The 18511-nt window shown below is 44.9% G+C and carries 21 protein-coding genes; 20 read left to right on the plus strand and 1 reads right to left on the minus strand.

What is annotated here, in order from left to right; translation table 11 throughout:
• Window positions 1-49 precede the first annotated feature (49 nt).
• From HED67_RS11240 to HED67_RS11305, 14 genes are all read left to right on the plus strand, one after another.
• Entirely contained in the window at window positions 50-202 is a 153-nt protein-coding gene (locus tag HED67_RS11240) for a DUF3789 domain-containing protein (RefSeq protein WP_015522602.1), read from the plus strand.
• Entirely contained in the window at window positions 162-491 is a 330-nt protein-coding gene (locus HED67_RS11245; protein ID WP_008703437.1) for a plasmid mobilization protein, read from the plus strand. The genes HED67_RS11240 and HED67_RS11245 overlap by 41 nt, the downstream gene beginning before the upstream one ends.
• Entirely contained in the window at window positions 491-1903 is a 1413-nt protein-coding gene (locus tag HED67_RS11250; protein ID WP_221718356.1) for a relaxase/mobilization nuclease domain-containing protein, read from the plus strand. Before HED67_RS11245 ends, HED67_RS11250 begins: the two co-directional genes overlap by 1 nt.
• Complete coding sequence (locus HED67_RS11255) at window positions 1845-2657, plus strand: PcfB family protein (RefSeq protein ID WP_221718357.1); 813 nt, start codon at window positions 1845-1847, stop codon at window positions 2655-2657. Before HED67_RS11250 ends, HED67_RS11255 begins: the two co-directional genes overlap by 59 nt.
• Before the next feature lie 6 nt (window positions 2658-2663).
• A complete protein-coding gene (locus tag HED67_RS11260) occupies window positions 2664-3527 on the plus strand; it encodes a hypothetical protein (protein WP_118633353.1) in 864 nt (287 codons plus the stop codon).
• Between the two features lie 15 nt (window positions 3528-3542).
• A complete protein-coding gene (locus tag HED67_RS11265) occupies window positions 3543-3740 on the plus strand; it encodes a hypothetical protein (RefSeq protein WP_006857246.1) in 198 nt (65 codons plus the stop codon).
• Complete coding sequence (locus HED67_RS11270) at window positions 3727-5517, plus strand: VirD4-like conjugal transfer protein, CD1115 family (protein ID WP_015560133.1); 1791 nt, start codon at window positions 3727-3729, stop codon at window positions 5515-5517. Before HED67_RS11265 ends, HED67_RS11270 begins: the two co-directional genes overlap by 14 nt.
• Window positions 5518-5531: 14 nt before the next feature.
• Complete coding sequence (locus HED67_RS11275) at window positions 5532-5888, plus strand: hypothetical protein (protein ID WP_015560134.1); 357 nt, start codon at window positions 5532-5534, stop codon at window positions 5886-5888.
• A 91-nt stretch (window positions 5889-5979) separates the two neighbouring features.
• Window positions 5980-6816 (plus strand): hypothetical protein, encoded by an 837-nt coding sequence (locus HED67_RS11280; RefSeq protein ID WP_008703427.1) that lies wholly within the window; start codon window positions 5980-5982, stop codon window positions 6814-6816.
• 14 nt (window positions 6817-6830) lie between these two features.
• Entirely contained in the window at window positions 6831-7283 is a 453-nt protein-coding gene (locus tag HED67_RS11285) for a PrgI family protein (protein ID WP_025577679.1), read from the plus strand.
• A complete protein-coding gene (locus HED67_RS11290; protein WP_221718358.1) occupies window positions 7267-9600 on the plus strand; it encodes a VirB4-like conjugal transfer ATPase, CD1110 family in 2334 nt (777 codons plus the stop codon). The genes HED67_RS11285 and HED67_RS11290 overlap by 17 nt, the downstream gene beginning before the upstream one ends.
• A 15-nt stretch (window positions 9601-9615) precedes the next feature.
• Window positions 9616-10029, plus strand: a complete 414-nt coding sequence (locus HED67_RS11295) for a DUF6075 family protein (protein ID WP_221718359.1) — start codon at window positions 9616-9618, stop codon at window positions 10027-10029.
• 14 nt (window positions 10030-10043) lie between these two features.
• The gene (gene srtB, locus HED67_RS11300) at window positions 10044-10817 is read left to right on the plus strand and encodes a class B sortase (RefSeq protein ID WP_118366426.1); all 774 of its coding nucleotides are present in this window, start codon (window positions 10044-10046) and stop codon (window positions 10815-10817) included.
• Window positions 10818-10852: 35 nt separating this feature from the next.
• Window positions 10853-12628 carry a lysozyme family protein gene (locus tag HED67_RS11305; protein ID WP_221718360.1) on the plus strand — a complete coding sequence of 592 codons (1776 nt, stop codon included), beginning with the start codon at window positions 10853-10855 and terminating at the stop codon, window positions 12626-12628.
• A 26-nt stretch (window positions 12629-12654) separates the two neighbouring features.
• Here the strand turns inward: HED67_RS11305 and HED67_RS11310 are convergent, their stop codons facing one another.
• Window positions 12655-13014 (minus strand): helix-turn-helix transcriptional regulator, encoded by a 360-nt coding sequence (locus HED67_RS11310; protein WP_221718361.1) that lies wholly within the window; start codon window positions 13012-13014, stop codon window positions 12655-12657.
• 194 nt (window positions 13015-13208) lie between these two features.
• On the opposite strand from HED67_RS11310, the gene HED67_RS11315 reads away from it, so the two are divergent.
• From HED67_RS11315 to HED67_RS11340, 6 genes are all read left to right on the plus strand, one after another.
• The gene (locus HED67_RS11315) at window positions 13209-13388 is read left to right on the plus strand and encodes a helix-turn-helix domain-containing protein (protein ID WP_015560140.1); all 180 of its coding nucleotides are present in this window, start codon (window positions 13209-13211) and stop codon (window positions 13386-13388) included.
• Between the two features lie 37 nt (window positions 13389-13425).
• On the plus strand, window positions 13426-14100 hold the full coding sequence (locus tag HED67_RS11320) for a response regulator transcription factor (RefSeq protein ID WP_117889533.1): 675 nt from the start codon (window positions 13426-13428) through the stop codon (window positions 14098-14100).
• Window positions 14088-15263, plus strand: coding sequence for a sensor histidine kinase (locus HED67_RS11325; RefSeq protein ID WP_226852905.1), 1176 nt, complete (start codon window positions 14088-14090; stop codon window positions 15261-15263). The genes HED67_RS11320 and HED67_RS11325 overlap by 13 nt, the downstream gene beginning before the upstream one ends.
• A 91-nt stretch (window positions 15264-15354) precedes the next feature.
• Entirely contained in the window at window positions 15355-16227 is an 873-nt protein-coding gene (locus tag HED67_RS11330; RefSeq protein WP_021932294.1) for an ABC transporter ATP-binding protein, read from the plus strand.
• Window positions 16227-17303 (plus strand): ABC transporter permease, encoded by a 1077-nt coding sequence (locus HED67_RS11335; RefSeq protein ID WP_015560142.1) that lies wholly within the window; start codon window positions 16227-16229, stop codon window positions 17301-17303. Before HED67_RS11330 ends, HED67_RS11335 begins: the two co-directional genes overlap by 1 nt.
• A 405-nt stretch (window positions 17304-17708) precedes the next feature.
• Window positions 17709-18137, plus strand: coding sequence for an RNA polymerase sigma factor (locus HED67_RS11340; protein WP_015560143.1), 429 nt, complete (start codon window positions 17709-17711; stop codon window positions 18135-18137).
• Window positions 18138-18511: the final 374 nt, after the last annotated feature.

Here is an 18511-nt window from a genome sequence, read left to right on the forward strand (position 1 = left end):
GTTAGGGGTCAGCCCCTAATACCCCGTGAGAACAGAAAGGAGTTCAAGAATGAGTGAGTTCTTATTTTTCATTATCGGCACAATGCTCGGCGGTCTGTTCGGCGTTGTGTGTATGTGCTGCTTGCAGATAAACAGACTTTCCGAGAGAAAGGAAGAGGACAATGCGAAAAAGAAATGTGCAGATACTTTTCCGTCTGACTGAGGAGGAAGCCGAACACCTTAATGAGCTTGTGCGGAAATCGGGTCGCTCAAAAGAAGCCTTTTTAAGAGAAATGGTAAGGGGCTATCAGCTCTGCGAAAAGCCCGACCCAGAGTTCTATAAAATGATGCGTGAGCTGTCCGCCATTGGAAACCGTATCAATCAGCTTGCGGTTAAGGCAAACGCCCTCGGCTTTGTGGATACCCCGATGCTCCGTGAGGAAGCAAGGAAGTGGCACGAATTTCAGATTGATATTCGCAAAAGGTATCTGCTTCCACGCAGGTCATCGTGATGGCGGTCTGCGAGATATGGGATGTGCGTGGCAGGCTCGACCATCCAATCGACTATGCCGAAAATCCTGCAAAGACCGCCAATCCCAAATACACCGAAGCCGACCTGCAGGCGATGGTCGATGTAATGGAGTACGCTACTAATAAGAATAAGACCGAGCAGCGTTTCTTTGTCACAGGTGTAAATTGTGACCCGACCACCGCCAGAGATGAAATGATGATTGCCAAAGCGGGATGGAGCGACACGAGTGAGATTGTCTGCTATCACGGCTTCCAGAGCTTCAAGCACGGTGAGGTTACGCCAGAGCAGGCACACGAGGTCGGCGTTAAACTTGCCGAGCGAATGTGGGGCGACAGATTTCAAGTCATCGTTGCCACCCACCTAAATACCGACTGCCTGCATAATCACTTTGTTGTGAACTCTGTTTCTTTTGCGGACGGTATGCACTACCACGACAACAAAGCAAATCTGCGGCTGCTCCGTCAGCGTTCCGATGAGCTTTGCCGTGAGTATGCCCTGTCTGTCATCGAACACCCAAGCGGCAAGAAAAAGCCCTACGCCCTTTACCAAGCCGAAAAGCAGGGGCGACCCACGAGGGATAATGTTGCCAGACAAGCGGTGGATGAAGCTATCAGCAAATCATTCACGCTGAAAGACTTTGACCGCCAGTTGACAGAAATGGGTTACCGCATAAACTTTGACCCCAACCGCAAGTATTGGACGATTATCGGTAAGGGCTGGCAAAGACCCAAGCGGCTTTATAAGCTCGGAGAGGAATACACCAATGACAGGATTATGGAGCGTATCAGCGAAAATTCCTATGCGGTCAAATTCCAGAGCTTCTCAGAGCCACAGCCACAGGTTAAGGTCTATCGGGTCAAAGGCTCTTTGAAGAACGCCAAGAAAATCGGTGGCTTGCGTGGGCTGTATCTCCATTACTGCTACAAGCTCGGTATCCTGCCGAAAGGCAGAAAACAAAATTATGCACGGCTTCATTATCTTTTAAAGGACGACCTTATGAAGATGGAAGCCATCACACAGGAAACGAGGCTACTTTGCCGCAATCACATTGATACGGCGGAGCAGCTTTGTTCATATAAAGGCTCTCTGAAAACGGAGATGTCTGCCCTGCTTCAGAAGAGAAAGAAGCTTTACTCTAAATCCCGCAGAACAAGCGGCGAAGAAAAGGAAGCAGTCAAGGCAGAGCTTTCCGATATTTCGGGGCGGCTGAAAATTATCCGAAAGGAGGTCAGACTGTGCGAGGGCATTTCCGCCCGTAGTGATACCCTCAAGGAAAAATTGCAGACGATACGGGCAGACGAACACGAACAGCAAAGAAAGGAGCTGATGAAGAATGAACACAGGCGGCGAAGCGGCAGAACAAATCGTCCGAATGAGCTTGGAGGGCTTTGAGGTCGCTGCCAAAATTACAGGTGCAGGTGCGAAGAACATCGCTATCCTGTTGTATTCCATTCTTAAAGAAGAAAAGAAAACCAAAGGCAAAGCAAGGCTGACAAGTATGCTCCGTTCTGGTAAGGAACTGAAAGTCTTTACCGTCAAAAGCGGCGACTTGAAAAAGTTCACTCAGGAAGCGAAAAAATACGGTGTGCTTTATTGCGTCCTCACGGACAGGAAAAACAAAGACCCCAATGCAGAGGTCGATGTCATCGCCCGTGCCGAAGACGCATCGAAAATCAGTCGTATCGTGGAACGCTTTAATCTTGCTTCGGTGGATACCGCTTCTATTGTGACGGAAGCCGAGAAATCCAAAGATGCAAAGGACGGTCAGCCAGAGCCAGAGATTGGTGTGCAGGAAAAGGCGGAGAAAGACAAGCTGCTTGACGAGCTTATGGGCAAGCCCATCCAGAAGGAGGAAAACGCCCCAAACCCCTCGGTGGCAAAGACAGAAAAATCCCCTCAGTCCGAGCCTACCTCAGAGCAGCCAAAGAAGTTCGCAGAGGGGGCTACTATGACTAAGGAGAAACCTTCTGTCAGAGAGGAACTGCGGAAAATCAAGGAGAGCCGCAAGGAGCAGGAAGCAGAGATTGGCACTTCCGCCCTGGACAAAAGCGGAGCTTCCGACAGGGCGAAAAGTGCTAACGGGAAAACGGAGCATAAACAGCCCCAGAGAAAGAAAAAGAAACCAAAATCCAAAGAAACGAGGTAAACAGCTATGAGTATTTATGATGTATTCAGCGGCGGCAACAGACCTTTTGATAAAGAGGAATGGGCTGCCGCAAAGCAGGCACAGCGGAAAGAAGCCTATGAGCTGATTGACAATACCTGCTTTGAAATGATGGCAAGCGGCGACAGCTTCCGTCAGTATCTTGATGTGCAGGGTCGCTTTGACCGTTACTCCGTGGCTAACGCTATTCTGGTGTCAGCACAGATGCCCGAAGCAACGCAGCTTAAAGAGTACAGCAAATGGAAAGCGAGCCGTGTCTATGTGAACAAGGATGCACAAAAAATCATTATTCTTGAGCCGAGCAAGGAATACACCCGTGAGGACGGGACAAAGGGTATCTCCTACAATGCCAAAGTGGTTTATGACATTTCTGAAACCTCGGCAAAGGACAGGCAGCAGGAACAGGAGCCGAAATCCATGCGTGAGCTTGTGTCGGCTCTGATTGATGCAAGCCCTGTACCCTGTGTTCCTGTCGATGAGCTTGAACTGCCTGCCTATTATGACAGCTCTCAGCAGACCATTTTTGTCAAGAAGGGGCTTTCCGAGGAAGTGCTGTTCGTGAGTATGGCAAAAGAAGTGTCGGCGGCGGTCTATGACTTTAAGTACAACGAGAGCCGTGATGTTTCCGATTTCAACTCCTTCTGCGTTGCCTATATGGTAAGCTCTCGTTACGGCGTGGATACCAGAGGTTTTGACTTTTCCAGACTTCCCAGAGAGTATGCGGAAATGGATACGCAGGCGTTCAAAGGAGAGCTTGGCACGATGCGTGATGTTCTGGGCGAAATCCAGAGCGATATGTATAAGAGTATGGAGAAGAACAAGCCTGCAAAGAACAAAGAGCAGGAACGCTAATCGGAGGTGCAGACTATGAGAGAGGAACGATACCATATCGCACTTGATAAGTACGATAAGAATATCGTCATCAACGCCTTAAACACCCTGCGTACAAGGCAGTTACAGGAGGAACGCCCCACCGAGCCTGTTGACGAGCTGATAAGTAAGGTGGCACACGCTCCGACAAAAAAGGTTAAGGTCGTGCATTGCAGGTGTAATGAGGAACGATGACCAGAAAACGAGCCTAATCCTTACTGTTTGCGGCATACTTCCTGTTGTATGGCTTGCCCTGCTGACAGCACCCTATGTCAGCGGCGGTCTTGTAGAGATTATCCGAGGTATACCCGTGGCGATGGGCAATCCGCTTGAAATAACGATGTGTGAGGACAGCGTAAAGACTGTCCTTATTTTTTTGCTTGCCTACGCTATGGGCATCGGAGTTTATTTCTCTACACGCAGGAATTACCGCAGGCGTGAGGAACACGGCTCTGCGAAATGGGGCAACGCAGGTGCTTTGAATAAGAAGTACCGAGATAAAGACCCGTCAGCTAATAAGCTCTTGACCCAGAATGTCCGTATCGGGTTGGACGGGAAAAAGCACCGCAGGAATCTGAACATTTTAGTATGTGGTGGCTCTGGTGCGGGTAAAACAAGGTTTTTCTGCAAGCCAAATGCTATGCAGTGCAACACATCTTTTGTAATACTCGATCCAAAGGGCGAAATCGTCCGTGACATCGGCGGTCTGTTGGAAAATAAAGGCTATGAGGTGCGTGTACTTGACCTTATCAATATGCACCGCAGTCATTGTTACAATCCTTTTGTCTATCTGCGGAACGATAACGATGTTCAGAGGTTGGTAACAAATTTGTTTAAAGCGACCACGCCGAAAGGCTCACAGTCGCAAGACCCGTTCTGGGATACGGCGGCAAGTATGCTGCTTCTGGCTCTGGTGTTCTATCTGAAATATGAAGCACCGTCAGACGAGCAGAATTTCCCGATGGTTATGGAGCTGCTCCGTGCAGGCGAAGTCCGAGAGGACGATGACAGCTATGTAAGCCCTCTGGACGAGCTGTTTGACCGTCTGGAAATGGTAAACCCAGAGCATATCGCCCTCAAGTATTACAGGGATTACCACTCTGGTAGTGCAAAGACCTTAAAGAGTATCCAGATAACCCTTGCCGCAAGGCTTGAAAAATTCAATCTGGAGAGCCTTGCAGGGCTTACCGCCACCGATGAGCTTGACCTGCCAAGTCTGGGAGAAAAGAAGGTCGCTCTGTTCGCTCTGATACCAGACAACGACACGAGCTTTAATTTCCTTGTCAGTATCCTTTATACCCAGCTCTTTCAGCAGCTTTTTTATCTTGCAGACCACAAGTACGGCGGAAGCCTGCCTGTGCATTGCCATTTTATAATGGACGAATTTGCGAATGTTTCATTGCCTGATGACTTTGATAAAATCCTGTCTGTTATGCGTTCCAGAGGGGTATCGGTATCCATTATCCTGCAAAATCTGGCACAGCTCAAAGCCCTTTTTGAAAAGCAATGGGAAAGCATTGTCGGCAACTGCGATGAGTTTCTGTATTTGGGCGGCAACGAGCAAAGCACCCACAAATATGTGTCAGAACTTTTGGGCAAGGAAACCATTGATACCAACACCTACGGGAAAAGCTCTGGGCGGAGTGGTAACTATTCAACAAATTATCAGATTTCGGGGCGTGAGCTGATGACCCCAGACGAAGTGCGTATGCTTGATAACCGATACGCACTTCTTTTTGTGCGTGGAGAACGCCCCGTTATGGACTTCAAGTATGACATCTTGAAGCACCCGAATGTGAAGCTGACGGCTGACGGAGGGCAACCGCCGTATATCCACGGAGAGCCTACGCAGGCTGTCGCAACTCTTGTGTTTGACAGTGATATTCCAGATAACGCCGTGAGCGTGACAGCTGTCAGCACTTCCTATGAGCTTCTGTCCGATGAGGACTTGGAAGAAATATTCAATTTATAAGGAGGATTTACTCTATGAAACTTTTTAAGAAGAATGAGAACAAGAAAACCACGAAGCTGCCGATGACTGGAAAGGTTAAGAAAGGCTTCCGCTATTACTGTATGGCTGTTATGGCAATGACATTTGTGCTTGGTACTTCCGTAACCGCCTTTGCTGCCAATGACCCCATTCAGGTAGTCAACAATCTGTCCGATTTCATTTTCGGTCTGGTGAGGGCTGTTGGTATGATTATGCTCGGCTTTGGTATCGTGCAGATTGGTCTTTCCCTCAAATCCCACGACCCGTCCCAGAGGGCTAACGGCTTTTTGACCCTTGCAGGCGGCGTTGTCATTACCTTCGCAAAGGAAATCTTGACTCTTATCACAGGCTAAGATAACAGACTGACACAAAAAGATAACGGGAGCAGATCCGCCGAGTGCGGAACTCGCTCCCGTTATCTAATATCATCAAGGAGGTGGTCAAATGTCTGATAACTGGGTGGTACAGAATTTAGAGAACGCCCTAAACACTTGGAATGAGAAATTAGCCGAGATATGGCAGCTCATTACTCAATCCCCAGAGAATTTTAAGGGCGGCACGATATGGAATGTCATCGTGGATATTCACGGTGCGGTGCAGGCTATTGGACTTGCCCTGCTCGTGCTGTTCTTTGTTGTGGGTGTGATGCGTACCTGCGGAAATTTTGCAGAAGTCAAGCGACCAGAGCAGGCTTTGAAGCTGTTTATCCGCTTTGCCATTGCCAAAGGTGCAGTGACCTACGGATTAGAACTGATGATGGCACTGTTTAAGATTGTGCAGGGTATGATTTCCACGATTATGAATGCCGCAGGATTTGGCTCGGCACAGCAGACGGTGTTGCCGCAGGAAATCGTGACAGCCGTTGAAGATTGCGGATTTTTTGAGAGTATCCCGCTATGGGCGGTCACGCTGATAGGCGGACTGTTTATTACGGTGCTGTCATTCATAATGATTATGTCGGTATATGGCAGGTTTTTCAAGCTGTATATCTATACTGCCATAGCACCCGTACCCCTTTCCGCTTTTGCGGGAGAGCCGAGCCAAAGCGTCGGCAAGAGCTTCATTAAGAGCTATGCCGCTGTATGTCTTGAAGGTGCGGTTATCGTGCTTGCCTGCATTATCTTTTCCCTATTTGCTTCTTCTCCGCCTGTGGTCAATCCCGATGCGGCGGCGGTTACAATGGTATGGAGCTATATCGGGGAACTTGTGTTCAATATGCTCGTCCTTGTCGGTGCGGTCAAAATGGCAGACCGTGTTGTAAGAGAAATGATGGGCTTGTAAGGGAGGTGCTATGATTGGAAGTAAAGATAAATAAGGAAATCCGTAATTATACGGAGAGTATGTTTTTTGGACTGTCACTCAGACAGTTCATTTTTTCTGTCCTTGCCTGCGGCGTGGCGATGGGTTTGTATTTTCTTCTCCGTCCACGGTTTGGAACGGAAACACTCAGTTGGGTTTGTATCTTAGGTGCATTCCCCTTTGCGGCTATGGGCTTTATCAAATACAACGGTATGACCGCAGAGCAGTTTGTCTGGGCGTGGCTTAAATCAGAATTTCTGATGCCGAAAAAGCTGATGTTCCTGCCAGATAATCTTTATTATGAAACGGTGAAGCCAACCATTGAAGCCTATGAAAAAGGGTTGACGACAGTACGGAAAAAGCAGAAAGGCAGGACACCAAAACCAAAGAAATCGAAAAAGAAAAAAGCGAAATGCAGCAAGGAGGTAAACAATGCTGAGAACTCTTAAAAATCTGTTCAAGCAGGACAGGGAAAAGTTTGTTGTGCCGAAGTCGGTACAAAATGTTATCCCGATTAAGACAATCTGGGAGGACGGCATATTTCTTGTAGGCAGGAACAAGTACGCAAAGACCTTTAAGTTTGAGGATATAAACTATGCCGTGGCAAGCCGTGAGGATAAGGAAGCAATGTTCCTTGAATACTCGGAGCTTCTTAATTCCCTTGACAGCGGTGCGACCACGAAAATCACTATCAACAACCGTCGCTTGAACAAAGCTGATTTTGAACAGACCATTTTAATCCCAATGGCTGATGACGGTCTGTATAAGTACCGCAAGGAATACAACAAAATGCTTCTGGATAAGGCGACAGGGGCTAATTCCATCGTACAGGATAAGTATGTAACCGTATCTGTCTGCAAGAAGAATATCGAGGAAGCCCGAAACTACTTTGCCCGTGTGGGTGCTGACCTTATCGCCCACTTTAACCGTCTGGGGTCGAAGTGTGTGGAACTGGACGCAGGCGACAAGCTACGTATCTTCCACGACTTCTACCGTACAGGAGAAGAAACAGCGTTCCACTTCGATATTACCCAGACGATGCGGAAAGGTCACGATTTCAAGGATTTTATCTGCCCTAATACCTTTGAATTTGAGAGCGACTGCTTCAGAATGGGTGACAGATATGGGCGTGTGATTTTTCTCAGAGAGTATGCGGCATATATCAAGGACAGTATGGTGGCGGAGCTTTGTGAGTTGAACAGGAATATGATGCTGTCCGTTGACATTATCCCCGTTCCCACAGATGAAGCCGTGCGGGAGGTGGAAAACCGTCTGCTTGGTGTGGAAACCAATATCACGAATTGGCAGAGGAAGCAGAACCAGAACAACAATTTTTCTGCCGTTATCCCCTATGATTTGGAACAGCAGCGAAAGGAAAGCAAGGAATTTCTGGACGATTTGACAACCCGTGACCAGAGAATGATGTTTGCCGTGCTGACGATGGTGCATACGGCTGACACCAAAGAGCAGCTCGACAATGATACAGAAGCTCTCTTGACTACCGCAAGAAAGCACTTGTGCCAGTTTGCGGTGCTGAAATATCAACAGATGGACGGATTAAATACAGCTCTGCCATTTGGTGTACGGAAGATAGATGCCCTGCGTACCCTCACAACAGAGAGCCTTGCAGTGTTTATACCGTTCCGTGTGCAGGAAATTTACCACGAAAACGGTGTGTATTACGGTCAGAATGTCATCAGCAAAAATATGATTATTGCCAACCGCAGGCAGCTCCTTAACGGCAATTCCTTTATTCTCGGTGTGTCAGGTGCAGGAAAATCTTTTACCGCAAAGGAAGAAATGACGAATATCATTCTGACCGACCCTAATGCCGATATAATCATCATTGACCCAGAGCGTGAGTATTCCCCGCTTGTGAAAGCAATGCAGGGAGAAGTCATTCATATCTCTGCGACAAGTGAAAATCACATCAATGCTATGGATATGAACTCCGATTACGGTGACGGTGCAAACCCTGTCATTCTGAAATCGGAGTTTATTTTATCCCTTTGCGAACAGCTCATCGGCGGCACGAACTTGGGAGCAAAGCAGAAATCCATTATTGACCGATGTACGGCAAGCGTGTACCGCTACTATCAGCAGGGCAACTATATGGGAACGCCGCCCACCTTGCAGGACTTCCGTGAGGAGCTGTTAAAACAGAATGAGCCAGAAGCACAGGAAATCGCTCTTGCGATTGAGCTGTTTACGGACGGTTCGCTCAACACCTTTGCAAAGCACACGAATGTTGATACTCACAGCCGCCTTATCTGCTATGACATTCTGGATTTGGGCAAGCAGTTACAGCCTATCGGTATGCTTGTGGTGCTTGACAGCATCTTAAACCGTATCACTCAGAACAGAGCCAAAGGCAGAAATACCTTTATTTTCATTGACGAAATTTATCTGCTCTTTCAGCACGAATACTCTGCAAACTTCCTCTTTACCCTCTGGAAGCGTGTGCGTAAATACGGTGCGTACTGTACGGGTATTACGCAGAATGTAGACGACCTTTTGCAGAGCCATACGGCAAGGACGATGCTTGCTAACAGCGAATTTATCATTATGCTTAACCAAGCATCTACGGACAGACTTGAGCTTGCCAAGCTCCTTAATATCTCCGACCTTCAGATGAGTTATATCACGAATGTCGGTGCAGGACAGGGATTACTCAAAGTTGGCAGCTCCCTTGTGCCGTTTGTAAACAAGTTCCCACGCAATACCGAGCTTTACAAGTTGATGACGACCAAGTTCGGTGAGGTCTAAGAAAGGAGGTCTTTTATGGCTGATATTAAATTCCGTGATACGGCTCACCGTGATTTCTTTCTGGAAAATATGATGAAATGCAGAGTGAACGACTGTTATCACAGGGCATTTTTCTATGTGATGGGTATCGCTTCGGAAACGAGGGCGAACATCAACCAGATGTTCAATTTCAAGGAGGACTGCATCGAGCCAGAGGGTATGCACGGCGGCTGGCAGACAAGCGGAACAGTCAAGGTCTGCCATCTTGCTTTTAACCTTTGGAACGGGTATGCAGAGGAAGGGCGGGAACGGCGGGAACGGTATTTCACGCCAGAGGAGTTGTTTTGCTGTGAGTTTGCTCCCTACTTTATGGAGGGTATCAAGGTCAGATACCCCGAATATTGCAGGGAGCTTCCTGCTCCCAGAAAACAGACGGAAATTTCAAGATAAGAAAGGAAAAGCCTATGAAGAATTATAAATCTATTATCTGTGTTGTAGCCGCCGTGTGCCTGTTAGGTACGGCGGCTTTTTGCGGCTTCCGCATTTATCATTACTATGCAGAGGTGGACGAGCAGACGGAAGCCTTTGAGGAGATTGCCGAGATGGTAGAGCAGGCTCCCACGGATGAAACCGTGCCAGACGATGCCCCTGTCAGCGAGGGGGAAGATGTGCTTGCCAAGTATCAGGAATTGTATTTACAGAATGAGGATATGGTCGGTTGGATTTCCATTGCCGGCACGACAATCAATTATCCTGTGATGCAGAGCAGGAACAATCCGAATTTTTATCTGAAGCACAATTTTGAAAAAGAGTACAGCGATTTAGGAACGCCTTATGTGCAGGAGAATTGCGATATTGCTGAAAGTGACAATCTGGTTATCTACGGTCATCACATTAAGGGCGGCAAGATGTTTGGAGCGTTGGAGGATTACAAGTCCAAGAGCTTTTATGAGGAACACAAGAATATTCAGTTTGATACCCTCACAGAGCAGGCAGAGTATGAAATCGTCGCTGTATTTAAGACTGTGGCGTACAGCTCTGAGGGCTTCCGATACTACGACTTTGTTGATGCGGAGAATGAGGAAGATTTTAATTCCTATATCGGGAAGTGCAAGGAGCTTGCTTTGTATGATACAGGTGTGACCGCTGGATACGGCGACAGGCTCATTACCCTTTCCACCTGCGAATACTCCGCACAGAACGGCAGGCTCGTTGTAGTGGCAAAAAAGGTCGGCTGATTTGAACGCAAATTCTCTGGGAAAGGAGGTTTTCTATGGCTGATATAAAAACCAGAGATGCGGTCAAAGGTACGATAAAGACCATAGATAAAGCCGCCATAGCCAGTGAGCGTATGAAGTCTGCCTATGTGGGGATAAAGGAAAAAGCGGAACAGGGATATTACGCTGATGAAAACTCTGCCACAGAATATGCTGCGGACAGGATTTCTTTTGCGGCAGACCGTGCAAAGGACGAAGGTGTCCACCAGTTCAATAAGCAGGGGCAAAAGGCAGTCAAGACAACGCAGGAGAATATCGGTAAGGCAAAAGATAAAATAACCGATTTCAAGCAAAGTCGGGCTGTCAAAGCCGTAGAACAGAAAGCAGCACAGAATATGTCAGAACAACACGGCTTGCAGATCCGTCACGGGGCTGCAAGCCGTTCCTCTGCCCCCGATGTTTCTCAGACAGCAAAATCGCAGTTGATAAAGACCCGACAGCAGGGGCAAAAAATGATTAAGAGCACAGCCCGAAATGCAGAAAAAGCGGTGAAAACAACTGCTAAGGGAACAGTCAAGACTACCGAAAAGGGAATTAAAACCGCACAGGCAACTTCTAAGGCGGCAATCAAAACGACGGAAACCTCGGTAAAAACGGCACATGCAGCGGCAAAGGCTTCTGCGAAAACTGCCCAAAAGGCAGCACAGGCGGCAAAAGCCACCGCAAAGGCAACCGCTGAAGCAACAAAAGCTACGGTCAGAGCCACTATAGTTGCGGTCAAGGCGATTATTGCAGGAACAAAGGCTCTGATTTCCGCTTTAATCGCAGGCGGCTGGATTGCCGTCGTGATTATCTTGATTGTTGTCCTACTCGGATGTGCCGTGTCCTTATTTGGGGGAGGAAGCGAAAGCACTTCCTATACCCTCGTCAGTGTGGAGGTGGAAGCCTACACGCCGTTGATACAGAAATACGCTAAGCAGTACGGCATCCCCGAATATGTGGAGCTTATCAAGGCGGTGATGATGCAGGAGTCTGGCGGGCGTGGGCTTGACCCCATGCAGGCGGCGGAGGGCAGCTTTAACACAAGGTATCCCCATGAGCCGAACGGGATACAAGACCCAGAGTATTCCATCCAGTGCGGCGTGCAGGAGCTGAAAGCCGCCCTTATCTCTGCCGAGGTGGAAAACCCGATTGACATGGAGCGTATCAAGCTCGCCTTGCAGGGCTATAACTTCGGCAATGGGTATATCTCATGGGCGAAAACCAGCTACGGCGGTTATTCCTACACCAATGCGGTAGAGTTTTCCACCATGCAGGCACAGCGGTTAGGGTGGGAAAAATACGGCGACACACAGTACCCCGCCCATGTGTTACGCTATTATCCGTATGGACGGGCGTTCACAAGCGGCAGCAACCAAGCCATTGTAGAGGTCGCTTTGACACAGCTCGGAAATGAGGGCGGTCAGCCTTATTGGAGTTGGTATGGCTTTGATGGGCGTGTAGAATGGTGTGCCTGCTTCGTATCGTGGTGTGCCGACCAGTGTGGTTATATCGAAAGCGGGATTATCCCGAAATTCGCAGGCTGCGTGGACGGCTCAAATTGGTTTAAGGGTAACGGACAATGGCAAGACAGAAACTACGAGCCGCAGGCAGGCGATATTATTTTCTTTGATTGGGAAGGCGACGGAGAAACCGACCATGTAGGCATTGTGGAGAAATGCGAAAACGGTGTCGTTTACACCGTGGAGGGTAATTCTGGCGATGCTTGCAGACAAAAGCAATATACGGTTGGAAGCAGCTCCATCTATGGTTACGGTGTTCCTGCCTATTAAAAATGGGCAAAAGAAAAACCAGAGGTTTATTCCTCTGGCTCTTTTGCCTTACATAGTCCGCTGACAGTTGCTTCAACTATGGACAGCTCTTTATCGTTTAGTTTGTCGAGTTCTGCGTCTAAGCGTCTGCGGACGGAACTTCTTTTGACCTCATTATCTGGGAATATGTATTCATCAACCGATACACCGAACATTGTCACAAGCTGAATGAGCAGCTCCAGACTTGGTTTTTGTCCCTCATTTTCAATCGCTTGAAGATGTCTTGGGTCATAATCTACAATACGAGCAAGCTGCTCTCTGGTCGTACCTTTTGCTGTCCTTGCTTTCTTGATTGCCTGTCCTATCGGTGTAAAATCGAAGTCAAAATCATTGTTTCTTGTGTCCATAAACTCACCACCTTGTATCTGCAAAATGCTACTATTATATTTTACAGAAATGTGAGTTCTTATAGAACGATTTGAAATCTCTGATATTAGGATATAAAATCTCTTATTACAAGCGGTCAAAGTTCATAATTGCACACTTGATACTGTTCGTTCAAACGGCTATAATATATACAGTACACCTTAGGAGGTCAGATATGTTTGAATATATGACAGCACAGGAAGCCGCTGAAAAGTGGAACGTATCGTTAAGATGGGTACAAAGACTTTGTAAAGGAAACCGTATTGAGGGGGTTATGAATATTAACCGTGTGTGGCTTATTCCGAAAAATGCTGAAAAGCCTGCTGATGCAAGAAAAAAGTTGATGAAAAATTGAAAATTTTTCGTTAGTGTTTATTATGGAGGTGTTATATGTGAGGTACAGGATTTTAATTTCCGATGATGAAGTTGATATAGTTGAAATGCTTACAGGATTTTTTAGAAGCAAGGGCTATGAGGTCTTTTCTGCTTATAATGGAGTAGAAACCCTCAAATTAGCAGAATTACAACCAGATATAATCTTATTAGATATAAATATGCCGAAGCTTGATGGGATGGAAGTCTGCAAGAAAATTAGGGATTATGTTTCTTGCCCTATACTCTTTTTAACTGCCCGTATTGAAGAAAATGATAAGGTACAAGGATTTTCCGTAGGTGGTGATGATTATATTGTTAAGCCGTTTTCTCTTGTTGAACTTGAAGCCAGAGTGCAAGCACATTTAAGAAGAGAAGAACGACATCAAACGAATACAAAAGTTAAGTTTTCAGGAGAACTTTTAATTGACTACTCTGAAAGAACTGTTTATATACAGAACCAACCTATTGGTCTTGTAAAAAAAGAATTTGACATTGTTGAGTTATTATCTCAAAACGCAGGACAAGTTTTTGATAAAGAGAGAATTTATGAAAGAGTTTGGGGATATGACAGTGAGGGAGATAGTAGTGTTGTTGCCGAGCATATTCGCAGAATACGAACAAAAATTGCAGCATACACAAATAAATCTTATATTGAAACAGTTTGGGGGTGTGGATATAAGTGGATAAGATAAAGAAAATGTGGTGTAACCTGTCATTGCGAAAAAGTATAATACTTTATATCTCAGCGTTTGTAATTCTTGCCATTCTATTAAGTGCAGGAACAGCTACTTTGTGCAATAATGCTACAAAAACGATTGAAAGCAAATATCCCCCAACAGGAGAAAAATATTATTTAACAAATGAAAATGGAGAAAGACTCGGTGATGGCAATTATATTGGAGTTGCACCTGTTGCAATGTCTGAAAAAGACCAACGGTTACTTTCAATATGTGAAGTTGCCCCAATAATTGCAACTCCGATTTATTCAGCGTTATGTATTATTACGGCGACCTTGTTATTCTATAGAAACAAGTTAAAAAAACCGCTTACAGAATTAAAAGCCGCTTCTGAAATGATTTCTAATAATAATTTAAACTTCTCAATTAAATATGACAGCAAAGATGAATTAGGAGAATTGTGTTCATCATTTGAAACAATGCGTTTTACCCTTGCTAATAATTTCTCTGAAATGTGGCGGCAAATGGAAGAACGAAAACAACTTAATGCTGCTTTTGCTCACGATTTACGTACTCCACTTACCGTATTAAAAGGGTATAATGAAATTTTACAGTCCAACCATGACCCAATAACCAAAAGCACCGCTGTAACAATGGGAAAACATATTTTCCGTTTGGAAAGATATGTTGATAGTATGAGCCACTTGCGTCGTTTAGAAGATGCTCAACCCATAAGTGACAAGTCTAATATAAGCGGTTATGTGACCGCAATAGCTGATAGTGCAAGAATTTTGTGTGAGCAAAGTGGAAAAACTCTTTCTATTCAAAATAACATTTCCGATATTCCTATTGGCATTGATTATACTTTTGTTTCACAAGTTAATAATAATTTGATTTCAAATGCAATCCGATACGCAACATCAAAGGTAAACATCACTTACACAAGTAATAATGATGGCTTTTATCTCTCTGTTTCAGACAATGGATGTGGCTTTTCAAAAAATATTTTAAGCAAAGCAACCAATCCATATTTTACGGAAGAAGAAAATCACTCTGAGCATTTCGGACTTGGGCTGTATATCTGTAAAATTTTATGTGAACATCACGGTGGTTATCTGAAAATTGAAAATTGCTCAATCGGAGCAAAAGTGACTGCTTTTTTCAAATCTCTCGATTAGTAGATAAAAAGTAGAAAATTGCATTCTATACTCTCTATGTAAACACATGGAGAGTATTTTTTTGCTCCCTAAGACGAAAGGAGTTTTTGATATGGAACTTAAAGCAATTCAACTAACAAAGCAATATGGCTCAAAAACAGCCGTAAACCATTTGAACCTCTCATTATCAAATGGCGTTTACGGTTTGCTTGGTGCAAATGGTGCGGGAAAAACTACCCTTATGCGGTTACTCTGCGATATTCAGACACCGACCTCTGGGAAAATTACTTTGGATGGGAAAAACATATCTGTACTCGGAGAGAAGTACCGTAATTTATTGGGATATTTACCGCAACAGTTTGGATATTATCCAGACTTTACAGCTTGGGATTTCCTTATGTATGTTGCGGCATTAAAAGGACTGAGTGAAAAACAAGCTCATAAGAAAGCAACAGAATTGTTGGAAGCTGTTGATTTAGCAGAGAAAAGAAACCTCAAAATCAAAACTTTCTCTGGTGGTATGAAACAACGTTTAGGTATTGCACAGGCGATGTTGAATAATCCACGCATCTTAATTTTAGATGAGCCGACAGCAGGTCTTGACCCAAAAGAGCGTGTCCGTTTTCGTAATCTGATTAGTGCATTTTCTAAAGATAGAATAGTTATTCTCTCTACGCACATTGTTTCTGATGTCGAGTTTATTGCTGAGGACATTATTATGATGAAAGACGGTCAGATTCTCCATTTTGGAAAAACGCAGGAAATTACCACAGAAATTGACGGACAGGTATGGGAATGTACAGTTCCGACCAGTCGTGCGGAGCAATATTCTGAAACTCTGAATATAAGCAATTTGCGAAACATTGAAAATAATTGTACGGTTCTGCGTGTGATTTCTGAACAGTCGCCTATGGAAAATGCGATAAAGGTAGAACCTACATTAGAGGATTTGTATCTATTCTATTTTAAAGGAGTGAACGAATAATGAAAAATCTAATCAAGTTTGAATTACGAAAAATATTGACAAAACGCTTTGCGGTTATTTCTGTTGCTGCCGTATTACTATTGTCCTTGATACTGTCTTTTTCCACGCTTCACAGTATGTACGCATTTGACGGAAACGGTGCAGAGGAAACTGGAAAAGCTGCGGTAGAAATTGATAAGCAAATTGCATTGAAGTATGAGGGAAAGTTAACTGACAATAAAGTACAGCAGATGATGTCTGAGTTTAAGCCTACTCAAGATTTACATGGAATGAACGCAAAATACATTTATCAAAATGCTTTGCAGTCTTCTGTATTCTCCCATTTTGCTGATATAGATGGAAATTGGAACGGGTTAAGCGTAGCAGATGTATTTGGCGATAAAGAAATAAAAGTTGGGTATGTAAACGGTTGGCTTAGTACAAGCCAAAATATGGCGAAGATTTTTATTGTCCTTTCATTAGTAATTATTTTGCTAATTGCTCCTGTTTTCTCTGGCGAGTATGGTGGAGTGGATAACATTATTTTGACAAGTAAATACGGAAAGACAAAATGTGCCACAGCAAAAGTATTAGCAAGTTTACTTTCAGCCGTTTTCATAACGACTTTGGTTGTTATTTTCAATTTGCTTATTGCGGTTGCTATTTATGGAACAGAGGGGCTGGACTGCTCTATCCTTTTTGCTCCAATAGATTTTTTAGAAGGGTATATTCCGTTTAATATTACTTGCGGAACAGTATTAAAGTATCAAATCCTGTTGGCGTTTATGAGTGCAATCAGTGTAACAGGAATAGTTTTAATTCTGTCTGCTGTTTGTAAAAGTCAAATGATAGCGTTTGTAATTTCAGCAGCTATTCATGTGATACCGATAATGCTTCCTATCTCTGAAACAAGTGCATTATATCGAATTATTGTGCTGATGCCCCTTTTCTATTCACAGTATATTTCCATAATGTCTGTTGAACAAATGCACAATGGTATGCTTTATGCAGTATGGTCTATTCCTGTTGCGATTGCTTTAGTAGTAATAGGTTCAATCATTTCCCATAAGGCATTTTCAAAACATCAAGTAAGATAAGCTTTAAAATCAATATGAAGCAAGCCCACCAAATAAAAAAAACGGTGCTTTGGTGGGCAGTATAAACACGCCCAGACGAAAATTCAACTTCCCTCCGAACCCGTTTTCGAGTTTGGAGGAATTTTTTTATGCGATGGTCGAATATGACCGCAATGCTGCTCATCAGAAGCAGCTACTATTTACGGAGTGTCACAGTGGAGTGAAGATTATCTTTTAGAAAAAATCATCACTCACTCGTGGCACTCTTACATTTTACAAGTAGAGATTACATCTCTTAATTATAGATATGCTTACGCTTATTGCCGTAGAGGTCTTAGTACCTTTGCGGCTTTTTGCTTTTCTGTCGGTTGCCGTTCACCGCCTGCCAATCTGGATTTTTCAAAAATTCAGATTGGAGGAAACGATATGGCATACAACAAAGCCAAAGAAGAAAAGAAATGGCGGCTCTGGAAAGAAGCCGAGGAAAAGCAGTTGCGGAACTTAGGCGTTACTGAGGACGATATAGAACAGCTCCGTATTCACGATTGGGCGATTTTTAATTCAGACAGACGGTATTATCAGCGAGTGCAGGAAACAGGTACATATCTTGACGAGCTTGCTGAAGATACTACACAGCCCGAAGTCAAAACGGTTGAGGATTTTCTGGACAGCATCGAAAATCAGCACCTCTATCAAGTTTTGATTAAGGTGGACAGGCTTACATTGCAGATTGCTTTGATGAAGATACAAGGATATTCAACCCGTGAAATTGCGGTGTATCTGGATATTACTGAAAAAGCTGTTTACAGAAGAATGGATAGGCTCAAAGAAAAATTAAAAAAGTTTTTTGAGTAGAGGGGAAAATTGAATATTCCCACGGGCTACAGGGTGAGAGGACAAAAAACTCTTGCCCTGTTTTCCTTTGTGTGGCGAAAACGGGATTGCTCCTTGACAAATGAATACCCATTCGCCAAATACTTTCTCTTTGTGATTGTGATGAGCATAAGCGTGTGCAGCGGTACGCCACGACCTGCCAAGCGGCAGCGAGCGATTGAAAGGTGGTGAGCCTATCTTTACCGACTCAAAATATCGGGCAGCTCCCGATTTCGCCATAACCCACAAAGAGGATAATGATACTCCCGTCCAGTCACAGCCCGAGCGTGAAAAAACCGTCGCAGGCAATGAGGGCGGCTCTGTCAGAACGACAGTTGGGGTGGAACTCCCGTGGT

This window comes from Pseudocoprococcus catus (genome assembly GCF_019734885.1).
GTDB classification, from domain to species: Bacteria; Bacillota; Clostridia; order Lachnospirales; family Lachnospiraceae; genus Coprococcus_A; species Coprococcus_A catus.

Bases quoted from the DNA above. Each gene is read 5' to 3' on its own strand.
- HED67_RS11245 (WP_008703437.1), top strand. From the start codon at position 162: ATGCGAAAAAGAAATGTGCAGATACTTTTCCGTCTGACTGAGGAGGAA.
- HED67_RS11330 (WP_021932294.1), top strand. From the start codon at position 15,355: ATGGAACTTAAAGCAATTCAACTAACAAAGCAATATGGCTCAAAAACA.
- HED67_RS11250 (WP_221718356.1), top strand. From the start codon at position 491: ATGGCGGTCTGCGAGATATGGGATGTGCGTGGCAGGCTCGACCATCCA.
- HED67_RS11290 (WP_221718358.1), top strand. From the start codon at position 7,267: ATGCTGAGAACTCTTAAAAATCTGTTCAAGCAGGACAGGGAAAAGTTT.
- HED67_RS11310 (WP_221718361.1), bottom strand. From the start codon at position 13,014: ATGGACACAAGAAACAATGATTTTGACTTCGATTTTACACCGATAGGA.
- HED67_RS11315 (WP_015560140.1), top strand. From the start codon at position 13,209: ATGTTTGAATATATGACAGCACAGGAAGCCGCTGAAAAGTGGAACGTA.
- HED67_RS11305 (WP_221718360.1), top strand. From the start codon at position 10,853: ATGGCTGATATAAAAACCAGAGATGCGGTCAAAGGTACGATAAAGACC.
- srtB (WP_118366426.1), top strand. From the start codon at position 10,044: ATGAAGAATTATAAATCTATTATCTGTGTTGTAGCCGCCGTGTGCCTG.
- HED67_RS11340 (WP_015560143.1), top strand. From the start codon at position 17,709: ATGGCATACAACAAAGCCAAAGAAGAAAAGAAATGGCGGCTCTGGAAA.
- HED67_RS11260 (WP_118633353.1), top strand. From the start codon at position 2,664: ATGAGTATTTATGATGTATTCAGCGGCGGCAACAGACCTTTTGATAAA.
- HED67_RS11265 (WP_006857246.1), top strand. From the start codon at position 3,543: ATGAGAGAGGAACGATACCATATCGCACTTGATAAGTACGATAAGAAT.
- HED67_RS11275 (WP_015560134.1), top strand. From the start codon at position 5,532: ATGAAACTTTTTAAGAAGAATGAGAACAAGAAAACCACGAAGCTGCCG.
- HED67_RS11280 (WP_008703427.1), top strand. From the start codon at position 5,980: ATGTCTGATAACTGGGTGGTACAGAATTTAGAGAACGCCCTAAACACT.
- HED67_RS11335 (WP_015560142.1), top strand. From the start codon at position 16,227: ATGAAAAATCTAATCAAGTTTGAATTACGAAAAATATTGACAAAACGC.
- HED67_RS11295 (WP_221718359.1), top strand. From the start codon at position 9,616: ATGGCTGATATTAAATTCCGTGATACGGCTCACCGTGATTTCTTTCTG.
- HED67_RS11240 (WP_015522602.1), top strand. From the start codon at position 50: ATGAGTGAGTTCTTATTTTTCATTATCGGCACAATGCTCGGCGGTCTG.
- HED67_RS11270 (WP_015560133.1), top strand. From the start codon at position 3,727: ATGAGGAACGATGACCAGAAAACGAGCCTAATCCTTACTGTTTGCGGC.
- HED67_RS11255 (WP_221718357.1), top strand. From the start codon at position 1,845: ATGAACACAGGCGGCGAAGCGGCAGAACAAATCGTCCGAATGAGCTTG.